The 14,671-nt window shown below is 50.4% G+C and carries 13 protein-coding genes; 3 read left to right on the top strand and 10 right to left on the bottom strand.

Annotated features, from left to right (window positions below):
• Window positions 1-48 precede the first annotated feature (48 nt).
• From nuoF to lrhA, 6 genes are all read right to left on the bottom strand, one after another.
• The gene (nuoF, locus tag C1192_RS00480) at window positions 49-1,386 is read right to left on the bottom strand and encodes an NADH-quinone oxidoreductase subunit NuoF (protein ID WP_000789507.1); all 1,338 of its coding nucleotides are present in this window, start codon (window positions 1,384-1,386) and stop codon (window positions 49-51) included.
• The gene (nuoE, locus tag C1192_RS00475; RefSeq protein WP_038355037.1) at window positions 1,383-1,883 is read right to left on the bottom strand and encodes an NADH-quinone oxidoreductase subunit NuoE; all 501 of its coding nucleotides are present in this window, start codon (window positions 1,881-1,883) and stop codon (window positions 1,383-1,385) included. The genes nuoF and nuoE overlap by 4 nt, the downstream gene beginning before the upstream one ends.
• A 2-nt stretch (window positions 1,884-1,885) precedes the next feature.
• Window positions 1,886-3,688 carry an NADH-quinone oxidoreductase subunit C/D gene (nuoC, locus tag C1192_RS00470; RefSeq protein WP_016249005.1) on the bottom strand — a complete coding sequence of 601 codons (1,803 nt, stop codon included), beginning with the start codon at window positions 3,686-3,688 and terminating at the stop codon, window positions 1,886-1,888.
• 93 nt (window positions 3,689-3,781) lie between these two features.
• Window positions 3,782-4,444, bottom strand: coding sequence for an NADH-quinone oxidoreductase subunit NuoB (gene nuoB, locus C1192_RS00465; RefSeq protein WP_000386733.1), 663 nt, complete (start codon window positions 4,442-4,444; stop codon window positions 3,782-3,784).
• A 15-nt stretch (window positions 4,445-4,459) separates the two neighbouring features.
• Window positions 4,460-4,903 carry an NADH-quinone oxidoreductase subunit NuoA gene (gene nuoA, locus C1192_RS00460; RefSeq protein WP_000062991.1) on the bottom strand — a complete coding sequence of 148 codons (444 nt, stop codon included), beginning with the start codon at window positions 4,901-4,903 and terminating at the stop codon, window positions 4,460-4,462.
• A 614-nt stretch (window positions 4,904-5,517) separates the two neighbouring features.
• On the bottom strand, window positions 5,518-6,456 hold the full coding sequence (gene lrhA / locus C1192_RS00455) for a transcriptional regulator LrhA (protein WP_001516780.1): 939 nt from the start codon (window positions 6,454-6,456) through the stop codon (window positions 5,518-5,520).
• 922 nt (window positions 6,457-7,378) lie between these two features.
• Between lrhA and alaA the strand changes: the two genes are divergently transcribed.
• Together alaA and yfbR are read left to right on the top strand one after the other, a co-directional pair.
• Window positions 7,379-8,596, top strand: coding sequence for an alanine transaminase AlaA (gene alaA / locus C1192_RS00450; protein ID WP_000074519.1), 1,218 nt, complete (start codon window positions 7,379-7,381; stop codon window positions 8,594-8,596).
• Between the two features lie 83 nt (window positions 8,597-8,679).
• Entirely contained in the window at window positions 8,680-9,279 is a 600-nt protein-coding gene (gene yfbR, locus C1192_RS00445) for a 5'-deoxynucleotidase (protein WP_000813873.1), read from the top strand.
• Window positions 9,280-9,349: 70 nt separating this feature from the next.
• Here yfbR and C1192_RS00440 read toward each other — a convergent pair whose 3' ends face one another.
• The 3 genes from C1192_RS00440 to C1192_RS00430 all read right to left on the bottom strand — a co-directional run bounded on the left by C1192_RS00440 (window position 9,350) and on the right by C1192_RS00430 (window position 12,424).
• Window positions 9,350-11,182: an SLC13 family permease gene (locus C1192_RS00440; protein ID WP_001012850.1), complete on the bottom strand. Its 1,833-nt coding sequence runs from the start codon at window positions 11,180-11,182 to the stop codon at window positions 9,350-9,352.
• Window positions 11,183-11,268: 86 nt separating this feature from the next.
• Complete coding sequence (gene hxpA / locus C1192_RS00435; RefSeq protein ID WP_038355036.1) at window positions 11,269-11,919, bottom strand: hexitol phosphatase HxpA; 651 nt, start codon at window positions 11,917-11,919, stop codon at window positions 11,269-11,271.
• Between the two features lie 10 nt (window positions 11,920-11,929).
• The gene (locus C1192_RS00430; protein WP_000426118.1) at window positions 11,930-12,424 is read right to left on the bottom strand and encodes a YfbU family protein; all 495 of its coding nucleotides are present in this window, start codon (window positions 12,422-12,424) and stop codon (window positions 11,930-11,932) included.
• A 137-nt stretch (window positions 12,425-12,561) separates the two neighbouring features.
• Between C1192_RS00430 and C1192_RS00425 the strand changes: the two genes are divergently transcribed.
• Window positions 12,562-13,890: an IS4-like element IS4 family transposase gene (locus C1192_RS00425; RefSeq protein WP_103194760.1), complete on the top strand. Its 1,329-nt coding sequence runs from the start codon at window positions 12,562-12,564 to the stop codon at window positions 13,888-13,890.
• 55 nt (window positions 13,891-13,945) lie between these two features.
• On the opposite strand, the gene yfbV is transcribed toward C1192_RS00425, so the two are convergent.
• On the bottom strand, window positions 13,946-14,401 hold the full coding sequence (gene yfbV, locus C1192_RS00420) for a terminus macrodomain insulation protein YfbV (RefSeq protein ID WP_000106629.1): 456 nt from the start codon (window positions 14,399-14,401) through the stop codon (window positions 13,946-13,948).
• Between the last annotated feature and the right edge of the window lie 270 nt (window positions 14,402-14,671).

Genomic DNA, 14,671 nt, shown 5'->3' with positions numbered 1-14,671 from the left:
ATGCTTCCAGTTTTCTCAGTCATAGACTGAGCGTTAATCGAAATTCGGTTACCAGCGCTCTTTCAGCAGGTTCGGCTGAATCCCATTAATCAAATGGGTATTGCTGAACGGCTGTTTGATTCCCGCTTCAAATTCTTCACGGAAATATTTGATGGCGCTCTGTAACGGCTCCACTGCACCTGGTGCGTGGGCACAGAAGGTTTTACCCGGGCCTAAGAATCGACACAGTTGCTCAAGTGTTTCGATATCGCCAGGCTGACCTTCGCCACGCTCCAGTGCACGCAGAATTTTCACACTCCACGGCAGACCATCGCGGCACGGCGTACACCAGCCACAGGATTCACGGGCGAAAAACTCTTCCAGATTACGTACCAGCGACACCATGTTGATCTCGTGGTCAACGGCCATCGCCAGCGCCGTACCCAGACGGCTACCCGCTTTACCGATACTTTCGAACTCCATCGGCAGGTCAAGGTGCGCTTCTGTCAGGAAGTCAGTGCCCGCGCCGCCTGGCTGCCAGGCTTTGAATTTCAGCCCGTCACGCATACCACCAGCGTAATCTTCAAGGATTTCACGCGCGGTAGTACCGAACGGCAGTTCCCACAGACCCGGATTTTTCACCCGACCAGAGAAGCCCATCAGCTTGGTGCCAGCATCTTTGCTTTTCGAGATGTTCTGATACCACTCCACGCCGTTAGCGAGGATCGCCGGAACGTTACACAGGGTTTCGACGTTGTTAACACAGGTCGGTTTGCCCCATGCGCCTGAGGTTGCCGGGAATGGCGGCTTCGAGCGCGGGTTAGCGCGACGCCCTTCCAGAGAGTTGATTAACGCAGTTTCTTCACCGCAGATGTAGCGTCCTGCCCCGGTATGGACGAACAGTTCGAAATCAAAACCTGTTCCCATAATGTTTTTACCGAGCAGCCCCGCTTCGGTCGCTTCGGCAATGGCACGACGCAGATTCACTGCCGCTTCGATATATTCGCCACGCAGGAAGATGTAGCCGCGATACGCTTTCAGCGCAAAGGCAGAGATCAACATACCTTCCACCAGCAGGTGCGGCAGTTGCTCCATCAACAAACGGTCTTTATAGGTGCCCGGTTCCATTTCATCGGCGTTACACAGCAGGTAACGGATGTTCATGGATTCGTCTTTCGGCATCAGGCTCCACTTCAGGCCAGTAGAGAAGCCCGCACCGCCGCGCCCTTTCAGACCGGAATCTTTGACCTGATTGACGATTTCGTCCGGAGAAAGCCCGGTCAGCGCCTTACGCGCCCCTTCGTAACCGTTTTTGCTGCGGTATTCGTCCAGCCACACCGGCTGTTTGTCATCGCGCAGACGCCAGGTCAGCGGATGCGTTTCGGGAGTACGGATAATGTTTTTCATTTATACCGCTCCAGCAGTTCAGGGATCGCTTCCGGGGTCAGATGCGCGTGAGTGTCCTCATCGATCATCATGTTTGGCCCTTTGTCGCAGTTCCCCAGGCAGCAGGTTGGCAGCAGCGTAAAGCGACCGTCAAACGTCGTTTGCCCTAGTTTGATATTCAGTTTTTTCTCCAGCGCCGCCTGAATTCCCTGGTAACCGTTGATGTGACAAACCACGCTGTCACAATAGCGGATCACATGGCGACCCACCGGCTGGCGGAAGATCTGGCTGTAGAACGTTGCCACACCTTCAACATCGCTTGCCGGAATACCCAGAACGTCAGCGATCGCGTGGATCGCGCCGTCCGGCACCCAGCCACGCTGCTTCTGAACGATTTTCAGCGCTTCAATGGACGCCGCACGCGGGTCTTCGTAGTGGTGCATCTCGTGCTCAATCGCTTCACGCTCTGCCGCACTCAGCTCAAAAGCCTCGGTTTGTGGTTGTTGATTCTCGTGCATAATTAGCGGTCCACATCTGACATAACAAAATCGATACTGCCCAGATAAACAATCAGGTCAGACACCAGGCTGCCGCGGATCGCCGCCGGAATTTGCTGCAAATGCGCATAACTCGGGGTGCGGATACGGGTGCGATAACTCATGGTGCTACCGTCACTGGTCAGGTAGTAACTGTTGATCCCTTTGGTCGCCTCAATCATCTGGAAGGACTCATTGGCAGGCATCACCGGCCCCCACGACACTTGCAGGAAGTGGGTGATCAGGGTTTCGATATGTTGCAGCGTGCGCTCTTTCGGCGGCGGCGTAGTCAGCGGGTGATCCGCTTTGAACGGGCCTTCCGGCATGTTGTTGAGGCACTGCTCAAGAATGCGCAAACTCTGGCGCAGCTCTTCCACTTTCAGCATTACGCGGGTGTAGCAGTCAGAAACGCCACCACCGACCGGGATTTCAAAGTCGAAGTTTTCATAGCCAGAATAAGGACGCGCCTTACGCACGTCGAAGTCGATCCCGGTGGCACGCAAGCCAGCACCTGTGGTGCCCCACTCCAGCGCCTCTTTCGCGCCGTAGGCGGCAACGCCTTTGGAACGGCCAATCAGGATGGTGTTACGCAGCGCGGCTTTCTCGTAAGAAGCCAGACGTTTCGGCATCCAGTCAAGGAACTCACGCAGCAAGCGATCCCAGCCTCGCGGCAGGTCATGCGCCACACCGCCAATACGGAACCACGCCGGATGCATACGGAAACCAGTGATTGCTTCCACCAGATCGTAGATTTTCTGACGATCGGTAAAGGCAAAGAACACTGGCGTCATTGCACCGACGTCCTGAATAAAGGTGGAGATATACAGCAGGTGGCTATTGATGCGGAACAATTCGGAAAGCATTACGCGGATTACGTTAACGCGATCCGGCACGGTGATCCCGGCCAGTTTTTCTACCGCCAGCACGTATGGCATTTCGTTAACGCAACCGCCGAGGTATTCGATACGGTCGGTGTACGGTATGTAGCTATGCCAGGACTGGCGTTCGCCCATTTTCTCCGCGCCACGGTGGTGATAGCCGATGTCTGGTACGCAGTCGACAATCTCTTCACCATCGAGCTGCAGAACGATACGGAAAGCCCCGTGCGCCGACGGGTGGTTCGGACCGAGGTTGAGGAACATGAAGTCCTCGTTTTCGGTGCCGCGCTTCATCCCCCACTCTTCCGGTTTGAAGGTCAGGGCTTCCATCTCCAGATCCTGTTTGGCTTTGGTCAGCTCAAACGGCGAGAATTCGGTAGCACGCGCCGGGTAATCTTTACGCAGCGGGTGACCTTTCCAGGTTTGCGGCATCATGATGCGACGCAAGTTCGGGTGACCGTCGAAAGTAATGCCAAACAGATCCCAGGTTTCGCGCTCATACCAGTTGGCGTTCGGGAACAGTTTGGTAAAAGTCGGCACATGTAGATCGTTTTCTGCCAGCGCCACCTTTAGCATGATGTCGCGGTTGCGCTCGATCGAAATCAGATGGTAGAAAACGGAAAAATCGGCGGCAGGTAACCCTTCGCGGTGTGTGCGCAAACGCTCGTCCATGCCGTGTAAGTCAAACAGCATGACGTAAGGTTTCGGCAGTTTCTTTAAGAAATCGCCAATTTCCAGTAATTGTTCACGCTTGATCCACACAACGGGAACCCCGGTGCGAGTCGCCTGAACAGTAAAGGCATCCGGCCCAAAACGGTTGCGCAGTTCGCCAATCACCGGATCATCAAGATGATCACGGGTCTGCCAGGCGGGTTCTTGCGCGGTTAAGTCGGTCATATTGTTCACCATTGCATATTGTCCGTGGTGACTGTCGGCGTAGTTAACTTCGCGAAATAGATTTAGGAATAAGCGAAGAAAAATGCCTTTGCCGACAGGCGCAAATTAAATCTCGTCAGGTGTGCGCAGGTTGGTAACGGCAATGCGTTCACCGCGCTTGCGTTCGCGCTCTGATTGCATATTGGCGCGATATACGCCCTGATCGCCAACCACCCAGGAGAGCGGGCGACGTTCTTTGCCGATAGATTCCTGCAATAGCATCAGTGCCTGCATGTACGCTTCAGGACGCGGCGGGCAACCCGGGATATACACATCAACCGGAATGAATTTATCAACACCCTGCACAACGGAATAAATATCGTACATACCGCCGGAGTTCGCACATGCGCCCATGGAGATAACCCACTTCGGCTCCAGCATCTGGTCATAGAGACGCTGAATAACTGGCGCCATTTTGGTAAAACAGGTTCCAGCCACCACCATCAGGTCAGCCTGACGCGGCGAAGCACGCAATACTTCTGCGCCAAAACGCGCCACGTCATGAACCGCGGTAAACGAGGTCACCATCTCAACGTAACAGCAGGAAAGACCGAAGTTATACGGCCAAATTGAGTTTTTACGACCCCAGTTAACCATGTCATTGAGCTTGCCCATAAACACGTTTTTATTAACTTCTTGCTCCAGAGGGTCGGTTACGATCTCCTGCTTTTGCAGGGGGTAACGGTCGTTCTCACCGTTGGGATCTATGCGGGTGAGCGTATAATCCATCTTAATGCCTCGCGGTTAGCGTTGACGATTAGCGATACTGTTCGTTTCCGGGTTCACACGCTCGCGGCGTGAACGCGCGGGCGTCCAGTCCAGCGCGCCAATACGCACCAGATAAACCAGACCTGCCAGTAACACAAAAATAAAAATTGCCGCTTCTACAAAGCCAATCCAGCCGCTTTCGCGAATGGAAGTTGACCATGCGAACAGATACAGCGCTTCAACGTCGAAGATAACGAAGAACATGGCCACCAGATAAAACTTGGCAGACAGGCGTAAGCGGGCGGAGCCGACCGAGTCGATACCTGATTCAAACGGCACGTTTTTTGACCTCGCGCGCGCGCGACCGCCTAAAAACCAACCGCCAATCAACATCAGGCAACACAGGCCAATGGCAACGATAAGAAAGATAGCGAATGCCCAGTGATGAGCGATGACTTCAGTGGATGTTGACATACTCATTGCTTACTCATCAAAAGTAGCGCCAGATTCACTGCTCTTCACGGCAGATGGACGCCACATCGATTCATGGGGAGGAATAAAAAAAACCTTACAATCGCTGTAGAAACTATTTTATACAGCTAATTGATGTGGTCTTTTACTCCTTTCTATAACCTTTTGTCAACTTTAACAAAGGCTTCTTCACATTAATTTACATGATATCAACAATTTTTGCATTTAATGCCTTTACCCCCAGATTGTTGACAACTCCAGGAAAATTAGATGTTGTTGAATCGTGTCCGTTGTGAAGCAATGGAAAAAATACGGGTCTATTTTGACAGGAATTGGTGACGATTCCTCCCCCCAAAAGAGAGTATTTTCTTGATCTGTGACACGCTTTTGTTAATCCATAACAAAAACACAGCAATAATTTTACTCATTTTTTAACATTATTGTAGCAGGAGATTTTTTTCAGGCGATTTTTTGTTCGTTAGCGTGGGGAATGGCTGGTGATTGAAAAATGAACATTTTTGTTCGTTGTCGGGAACATTCGTAAGGTTTTATTGTAAAAAAAAGCCACTGGCGTTTTATTAATCACCAATGGCGTTTTTTACTGAATTGTTATTGCCTAGAGATTATTCGTAATCCCCTTCAATCAACAGGGAATCGTCCCCTTCCTGAGCAGTCAACGGGTTGTATTGCCACGGGTTGTGATAACTCTCCATGGCCTGGTATATCACCTGCGCCAACTCATTGTCGCAGGACGGATCATAGCACAGCAAATATTCGGTATCTGGTAGTGGTGGTAAACCATCTACCGCACTCAAAACGCGCAGGTCAGGACTCATCATCTCAACCGGTCTTGCCGTCACACCAAGGCCCGCTTTTACTGCAGCACGAACCGCCGGTAGCGTAGAGGCGACATAAGCCAGACGCCAGGGAATATCCGCTTTATTGAGCGTTGCCAGAACCATGTCACGGAACGGACTAGGATCATCCAGCAGCACAAGAGGGATCGGTTCACCTTTTTGCAATACATATTCCGCAGCGCAATACCAGTGTGTTGGAGAAGTACGCAGATTCAACGCCTTAAAGGTATCAGGACGATGAGTGGTAACCATTAAATCCACTTCCTGGGACTTCAGCATTTCTGCCATATAGGCATTGCGCTTAACGCGGACATCCAGCGCAAGTTTCGGATAAACCGAGCTTACGCGATTGAGCAGGAAAGGTAAGATCGTATCAGCAGATTCATCTGAAGCACCGATAGTTAACACGCCCTGAAGATTACTGAACATCAATGATGAGCAAGCCTCATCATTGAAACGCAGGATTTTCCTGGCGTAGCCAAGAAGCTGAATACCATGTTCAGTCAACAGTTTGTTGCGACCATGCCGAGCGAACAGTTCTTTCCCAACGAGTTGTTCCAGACGTTGCATTTGCTGACTAACAGCGGACTGAGTACGACACACAGCGGAAGCTGCGGCAGCAAAAGTGTTCAGATCGGCAACAGCAACAAATGTTCTCAGCAGATCGAGGTCGAGGTTAATTATCGGACGATTTGCACTTATCATATATTATCACTTACTGGCGGCTCATACTGAGCTGGTTAATGCTGTGCACACACAAACAAGCAATTCCATTTGTAATGTGCCTCCCTGGCAGTTTCATCCGGAACCCGGACGAAAGTAAAAATGCATATGAGTTGCACTAAAAAATGTGGCTCACATTGTTCCGTTATAATGCCTGAAGTAGATCACAGAATATATCTTCAGGAATCGCATATCTATTAAGTTACTCACTCTTTTCTATTTATGACATGCGCGAGTTTGTGTAAATGTAAATGTTGGTCCTTGCTCCACTCTCTCGCAACGGTGCGGCTCGAACATGAGCGCGAACAAATAGCGAGAGTAAGCCTGCATCAAAGCAGGTGTTCCGTCATTAAAGCAAGCATTTTACCCTAAAAACCTTTTATTTATAAGGGTCATTGCGAATTATCTGATGCAAAGTTATGTTATGTTAGGCAAAGTAATCTTCTATTATTAATATGCACAACAAAGTCTTTTTGAATATTAAATAATAATTAATTAGCACCACCTGCATACATTAATTCCTCTTAACAATAATTTCCTCCGTCACCACCTATATGCCCCACCGGCGATCACTACTCTGTTAATGTTTCACTTATAACGAAAATATCATGAATGCTTTATGTTCGTGATTTCTTAAACCGAAGAAATTTTACACATTTATCTAACAGGTAAAAAAACCACATCCTGAATTAATATACAGAATAAATCACTACTAAATCTCATTTATTAAGTATATGCATCTTATTATTTAACGATTATTAAGTTATTGACAGCACAATTCCGCTTTCTCTCCTGGCAAAATCTTGTTCTGCAGAACTTCAAAACGCCGCCTCGGGGGAGTACATTGTTCTAAGCTGACTTCCACGGCAGGGAGTGGCGATAACAGCAAAAAAGGTCAAGATTCATGTCACCCATTGAAAAATCCAGCAAATTAGAGAATGTCTGTTATGACATCCGTGGTCCGGTGCTGAAAGAAGCAAAACGCCTGGAAGAAGAAGGTAATAAGGTATTGAAACTGAACATCGGCAACCCAGCCCCGTTCGGTTTTGACGCTCCCGATGAGATTCTGGTTGACGTGATACGCAACCTCCCGACAGCTCAGGGTTATTGCGATTCAAAAGGCCTCTATTCTGCGCGTAAGGCTATCATGCAGCATTACCAGGCACGTGGCATGCGTGATGTTACCGTGGAAGATATTTACATCGGAAATGGTGTATCGGAGCTTATCGTTCAGGCAATGCAAGCATTGCTGAACAGTGGGGATGAGATGTTGGTTCCTGCACCTGATTACCCGCTATGGACAGCGGCAGTTTCGCTCTCAGGCGGTAAAGCGGTGCACTATCTTTGCGATGAATCCTCTGACTGGTTCCCGGATCTCGATGACATTCGCGCCAAAATTACGCCACGCACGCGCGGCATTGTTATTATCAACCCGAACAACCCAACAGGCGCGGTTTATTCCAAAGAGCTATTAATGGAGATTGTGGAGATTGCGCGTCAGCATAACCTCATTATCTTCGCTGATGAAATTTACGATAAAATCCTCTACGACGACGCCGAGCATCACTCGATCGCGCCGTTGGCTCCTGACCTGCTGACCATTACCTTTAACGGGCTGTCGAAAACGTATCGTGTTGCGGGATTCCGCCAGGGCTGGATGGTGCTGAACGGGCCGAAAAAACACGCCAAAGGTTATATCGAAGGTCTGGAAATGCTGGCCTCAATGCGGCTGTGCGCCAACGTTCCCGCGCAACACGCGATACAGACAGCGCTGGGCGGCTATCAGAGCATCAGCGAGTTTATCATGCCGGGCGGGCGTCTTTACGAGCAGCGTAACCGTGCGTGGGAGTTGATTAATGATATTCCTGGCGTTTCCTGCGTAAAACCTCGCGGCGCGCTATACATGTTCCCGAAAATAGACGCCAAACGCTTTAATATTCACGACGACCAGAAAATGGTGCTGGATTTCCTGTTGCAGGAAAAAGTTCTGCTGGTACAGGGAACCGCATTTAACTGGCCGTGGCCGGATCACTTCCGCATTGTCACGCTGCCGCGTGTTGATGATATCGAACTGTCCTTGAGCAAGTTCGCTCGTTTCCTTTCTGGTTATCATCAGTTGTAATCTTAAATTCACTGCCGGAGATTGCATCCGGCAGTGTTATCCCCCCACAATGACCTCATGATGCCATCACTCGTAAGGTCGCTATGAAACAGAGCCATTTTTTTGCCCACCTCTCCCGCCTGAAGCTCATTAACCGCTGGCCGTTGATGCGTAACGTGCGGACTGAAAATGTGTCCGAACACAGTTTGCAGGTAGCGATGGTCGCCCATGCGCTGGCAGCCATCAAGAATCGCAAATTTGGCGGCCAGGTTAATGAAGAACGTATCGCGTTGCTGGCAATGTACCACGATGCCTCTGAAGTGCTCACTGGTGATCTTCCTACTCCGGTGAAATACTTCAACTCGCAAATCGCCCAGGAATATAAAGCCATTGAGAAAATCGCTCAGCAAAAACTGGTCGATATGGTTCCGGAGGAGTTGCGGGATATTTTTGCACCATTAATCGATGAACATGCGTATAGCGATGAAGAAAAGTCGCTGGTTAAACAGGCAGATGCGCTGTGTGCGTATCTGAAATGCCTGGAAGAACTCGCAGCCGGCAATAATGAGTTCTTACTGGCAAAAACGCGGCTGGAAACGACGCTTGAATCACGCCGCAGTCAGGAGATGGACTACTTTATGGAAGTGTTTGTTCCCAGCTTCCATCTGTCTCTCGATGAGATTAGCCAGGATTCACCGCTGTAAGCCGACGTAGGCCTGATAAGACGCGCCAGCGTCGCATCAGGCCTACGTCGGTGGCGACATCAGGAGCTCGTCAAAACGGAAACAGCATCGGGATCATCACCACGCAAACCGCCATCACAATAATGGTAAACGGAACCCCCAGCTTCACAAAATCACTGAAGCTGTAATTCCCCGGCCCTAAAACCAATGTGTTAACGGGTGAAGAGACTGGTGTCATAAAGGCAGCGGATGCTGCCATCGCCACAACCATGGCAAAAGGATAAGGCGATACGCCCATAGTTTTGGCAGCAGCCAGCGCAATCGGGGCCATCAACACCGCCGTCGCAGTGTTAGAGATAAACAAGCCTATAACCGCCGACAAGACAAACAAACAGACCAGCATCATATGCGGCCCGTAACCACCGCCAATATCCATTAATCCTTTCACCGCCAGCGCGACGCCACCGGTTTTTTGCAATGCCACAGCAAACGGCATCATCCCAACGATCAAAATAATGCTCGGCCAGTGAATAGATTTATAGGCACTTTCAGCATCGATACAGCGGAATTTGCCCATCAGCAGGCAGGCAATGATAGCCGCAACTGGATTAGGAATTTCATCGGTCAACATTAACGCCACCATCAACACCAGACAGAAAATGGCATGGGGTGCCTGACTGTGAGCGGGCGATGCTTCACTCACCTCTTCCGGTAAGTTTAACGCCACAAAGTCGCGGCCTTGTTTTGCCAACATACCGATAAGCTTCCAGTTACCGACCACCAGAATAATGTCACCCAACAGCAGAGGCTCATCCGCCAGCGAACCTTCCAGCGCCACACCGTTGCGTTTCAGCCCCACCACATTTAGTCCGTAGCGGGTACGAAAGCCAATTTCACGCACCGATTTGCCAATAAGCTCTGACTCGGGAATTAATGAAATTTCTGCCATACCGACATCAAGAGCCTGATCGGAAAAATACTCGCCGCGCAAAACCATCGGCTCCAGCAATTGTTCACTACAAAATTGACGGAGATCGACGTCAGCCGCAGACATATCAATAAGCAAAACGTCACGCGCGCGGAATTCAGACACCCCGTTCACGTTCACGATAACGCGACGAAAACGCCGCCAGCGTTCAACACCAATGACGTTTGCGCCATAACGTTCACGCAATTTGAGATCGTCCAGTCGTTGGCCAATCATCGGTGAACCGGGACGAATAGCCAGACGACGCGCACGCCCGGTAAGACGGTATTCACGAATGAGATCGCGGAAGGTGCGACGCGTCCAGCCTTCGCGCTGCGGAGCCTGGGTATCCCCTTTTAGCATAAAGCGCATCACTAGCATGTATAAAATGCCAAGTACCAATACGACCAGGCCAATAGGGGTTACGCTAAAGAAACTGAAACCATGATAGCCTTCACGTAGCAGCTCACTGTTCACCACCAGGTTAGGCGGCGTCGCCACCAGCGTCATCATGCCGCTTATCAGTCCGGCAAAACTCAATGGCATCATCAGGCGCGACGGCGACGTCTGCATACGCATAGCAACACTTAACACAACAGGAATAAAGATAGCGACGACGCCGGTTGAACTCATAAACGCGCCAAGACCGGCAACTGTCAGCATCAGTAAAACCAACATTTTGATTTCACTGCTGCCCGCAACTTTGACCAGCCATGTCCCCATCACGGTTGCAACGCCTGTACGAACTAAACCATCGCCAATAATAAACAGGGCGGCGATCAGCACAACGTTAGGATCGGAAAAGCCGGAAAAGACTTCGGTGATAGTCAGCGTACCGCTTAATGCAAACGCGACAATGACAAACAAAGCGACAGCATCCATACGCACTCTGCCCGTCGCAAACAAGACTATCGCAATCGCCAGCAATGAGAGAACCCAAATCAATTCACCGTTCACAACGTATCCTTGTTAATTGAGGGGGATGGTTTGATTCTGCCACAAAAAAGCCCCGTAGGGACGGGGCTAAATCATGATCTGGCGTTTCACGCAATAATAACGTCACCATTTGGCTGTTTGGTCACGGTAATTTGCTCCAGACTATGAAGGACCAAATCTACCTCATTCAGACGCGGAGTGTCTGCCGGTGCATTAACAGCAATAACATGGCAACCTGCCGCCAGACCAGAAAGCAAGCCAGCGGGAGCATCTTCCACTACCACGCATTCCTGCGACGCAAGCCCCAGCAGTTGCGCGCCTAACAGATACGCATCCGGCTCAGGTTTTCCACGCTTAACCCGTTCAGCGGTAACAAACACCTCCGGCGCAGGAAGTCCGGCCACTTTATGGCGCGCTCGCGCAACTGGCATAGAACCTGAAGTGACAATTGCCCACGGAATACCCGCTTTATTCAAATGATTGAGTAAAGCTATCGCCCCCGGGAGCGCGGTAATGCCTTCGGTTTCCGTGGCCTCGATTTGTTCCAGACGCGTAAACTCGGCGGCAATTTCTGCCTCGGTTTTCCCCGCCATAAAGTGACGCAGAGACGTTATTGCCTGTTTACCGTGAATAAAAGCAAGCACCTCTTCCGGCGTTAGCCCATGCCGTTTCGCCCAGTTGCTCCACGCCCGCTCTACCGCAGGCAGGGAGTCCACTAACGTACCATCAAGATCAAACAGAAAACCTTTGCACCGCACGCAGGCCTCCTCAGGCGTTAATGATTTGATTAATTTCGTTGGTACTCAAATGATACTGACGCGGGCAGGAATGCCAGACGTTCAACATGCGCTGATATTTCTCCCACATTGGTGTCTGGGCATTAAAGCCATGAGTTCCAGCGTCAAAATGCGTGTAACGCCCTTCGACATTAACCATAAAGCGTACATAACCGAGATAACGCGCTTCAGTAGCGGCGTCGAAGCCGAGGAAAGTGACACGGCGTTCATCGATAGCTTGCTGATCCTGCAAATTAGACCAGGAAACATGCAGCGCGTGATACATCTCCATAATGTCGATGATAGTGCGGCAGGTTTCTTCTTTCAGCTCGCCAAACTCGCGATCCAGCTCGCGCATCTGTAACCCATAGCCACGCTCAATGATTGTTTGCAAGCGACGGTAACGTTCAGCATTTGCCGGATCGAGCATAGTCATCATTTTGTACTGGTTAGACAAAATAAGACGTTGCGCGTTGGTCATTTCCATTGTTGACTCCTGTATCACTTTACTACGGTGAAAGAAAAGAAGGCCGATGTCTGTAATGCCGATCAGTTAAGGATCAGTTGACCGATCCAGTGGCTGTGTAAGAATCCGGAAACGCTCACTCGTTTCCGGATTTTTTTATGCTCATTGGACAGGCCCTTGATTTGGTATCCCGTTACGATTCTCTGCGTAACCCACTGACTTCTCTGGGGGATTACCTCGACCCCGAACTCATCTCTCGTTGCCTTGCCGAATCAGGTACTGTAACGCTACGCAAGCGCCGTCTTCCCCTCGAAATGATGGTCTGGTGTATTGTTGGCATGGCGCTTGAGCGTAAAGAACCTCTTCACCAGATTGTGAATCGCCTGGACATCATGCTGCCGGGCAATCGCCCCTTCGTTGCCCCCAGTGCCGTTATTCAGGCCCGCCAGCGTCTGGGAAGTGAGGCTGTCCGCCGCGTGTTCACGAAAACAGCGCAGCTCTGGCATAACACCACGCCGCATCCGCACTGGTGCGGCCTGACCCTGCTGGCCATCGATGGTGTGTTCTGGCGCACACCGGATACACCAGAGAACGATGCAGCCTTCCCCCGCCAGACACATGCCGGGAACCCGGCGCTCTACCCGCAGGTCAAAATGGTCTGCCAGATGGAACTGACCAGCCATCTGCTGACGGCTGCAGCCTTCGGCACGATGAAGAACAGCGAAAATGAGCTTGCTGAGCAACTTATAGAACAAACCGGCGATAACACCCTGACGTTAATGGATAAAGGTTATTACTCACTGGGACTGTTAAATGCCTGGAGCCAGGCGGGAGAACACCGCCACTGGATGATCCCTCTCAGAAAGGGAGCGCAATATGAAGAGATCAGAAAACTGGGTAAAGGCGATCATCTGGTGAAGCTGAAAACCAGCCCGCAGGCACGAAAAAAGTGGCCGGGGCTGGGAAATGAGGTGACAGCCCGCCTGCTGACCGTGACGCGCAAAGGAAAAGTCTGCCATCTGCTGACGTCGATGACGGACGCCATGCGCTTCCCCGGAGGAGAAATGGCGGATCTGTACAGTCATCGCTGGGAAATCGAACTGGGATACAGGGAGATAAAACAGACGATGCAACTGAGCAGGCTGACGCTGAGAAGTAAAAAGCCGGAGCTTGTGGAGCAAGAGCTGTGGGGTGTCTTACTGGCTTATAATCTGGTGAGATATCAGATGATTAAAATGGCAGAACATCTGAAAGGTTACTGGCCGAATCAACTGAGTTTCTCAGAATCATGCGGAATGGTGATGAGAATGCTGATGACATTGCAGGGCGCTTCACCGGGACGTATACCGGAGCTGATGCGCGATCTTGCAAGTATGGGACAACTTGTGAAATTACCGACAAGAAGGGAAAGAGCCTTCCCGAGAGTGGTAAAGGAGAGGCCCTGGAAATACCCCACAGCCCCGAAAAAGAGCCAGTCAGTTGCTTAACTGACTGGCATTAGGCCGATGTCTGCCTTCTTTTATATGCGTAATCAGGGATCAATTACAAATCATCAAGGAAAGTTTTATCCAGTTGTTTGAAGGCGCGCTTAAGCGTGTCAGCTAATGCCTGATAGTCAGGCTTGCCTTCTACCGGTGCTAACGCTTGCCCGGCTTCCTGCAATTTACCGCGAACTTCATAAAACCAACTCAGGATCGCTGGCGGTAATGGCGTAACGGAACGCTTGCCCAGCCACCACAATCCCTGCATCGGTAAACTCAGAGCGAACAATGCTGTAGCAACTGCCGGACCAAGCTGACCGCCCAGCGCAATCTGCCAGCAGAGAGTAAATACGGCGATCGGCGGCATAAAGCGGATCGCATAACGCGTCATCTTAATAACGCGATTTTCAACAAACACCGGGGCAAGGCGTTTTTCTAGCGGCCACGTCTTTGAGTAGTGCTGTCCCCGGCGGAACAAACTAAAAAAATTAACAGAACGATTATCCGGCGTTGACATGCTTCACCTCAACTTCACATATAAATATTCAAAAATTTGTGCAAATTCACAACTCAGCGGGACAACGTTCAAAACATTTTGTCTTCCATACCCACTATCAGGTATCCTTTAGCGGCCTGAAGGCCTAAGTAGTACATATTCATTGAGTCGTCAAATTCATATACATTATGCCATTGGCTGAAAATTACGCAAAATGGCATAGACTCAAGATATTTATTCCATCATGCAAAAAAAATTTGCAGTGCATGATGTTAATCATAAATGTCAGCG

The sequence above is a fragment of the Escherichia marmotae genome, from assembly GCF_002900365.1.
Classification (GTDB): domain Bacteria; phylum Pseudomonadota; class Gammaproteobacteria; order Enterobacterales; family Enterobacteriaceae; genus Escherichia; species Escherichia marmotae.
This window is presented reverse-complemented; position numbering and strand designations above follow the sequence as displayed.

Bases quoted from the DNA above. Each gene is read 5' to 3' on its own strand.
- yfbR (WP_000813873.1), top strand. From the start codon at position 8,680: ATGAAACAGAGCCATTTTTTTGCCCACCTCTCCCGCCTGAAGCTCATT.
- nuoB (WP_000386733.1), bottom strand. From the start codon at position 4,444: ATGGATTATACGCTCACCCGCATAGATCCCAACGGTGAGAACGACCGT.
- nuoC (WP_016249005.1), bottom strand. From the start codon at position 3,688: ATGGTGAACAATATGACCGACTTAACCGCGCAAGAACCCGCCTGGCAG.
- C1192_RS00430 (WP_000426118.1), bottom strand. From the start codon at position 12,424: ATGGAAATGACCAACGCGCAACGTCTTATTTTGTCTAACCAGTACAAA.
- C1192_RS00425 (WP_103194760.1), top strand. From the start codon at position 12,562: ATGCTCATTGGACAGGCCCTTGATTTGGTATCCCGTTACGATTCTCTG.
- alaA (WP_000074519.1), top strand. From the start codon at position 7,379: ATGTCACCCATTGAAAAATCCAGCAAATTAGAGAATGTCTGTTATGAC.
- nuoF (WP_000789507.1), bottom strand. From the start codon at position 1,386: ATGAAAAACATTATCCGTACTCCCGAAACGCATCCGCTGACCTGGCGT.
- nuoA (WP_000062991.1), bottom strand. From the start codon at position 4,903: ATGAGTATGTCAACATCCACTGAAGTCATCGCTCATCACTGGGCATTC.
- lrhA (WP_001516780.1), bottom strand. From the start codon at position 6,456: ATGATAAGTGCAAATCGTCCGATAATTAACCTCGACCTCGATCTGCTG.
- yfbV (WP_000106629.1), bottom strand. From the start codon at position 14,401: ATGTCAACGCCGGATAATCGTTCTGTTAATTTTTTTAGTTTGTTCCGC.
- nuoE (WP_038355037.1), bottom strand. From the start codon at position 1,883: ATGCACGAGAATCAACAACCACAAACCGAGGCTTTTGAGCTGAGTGCG.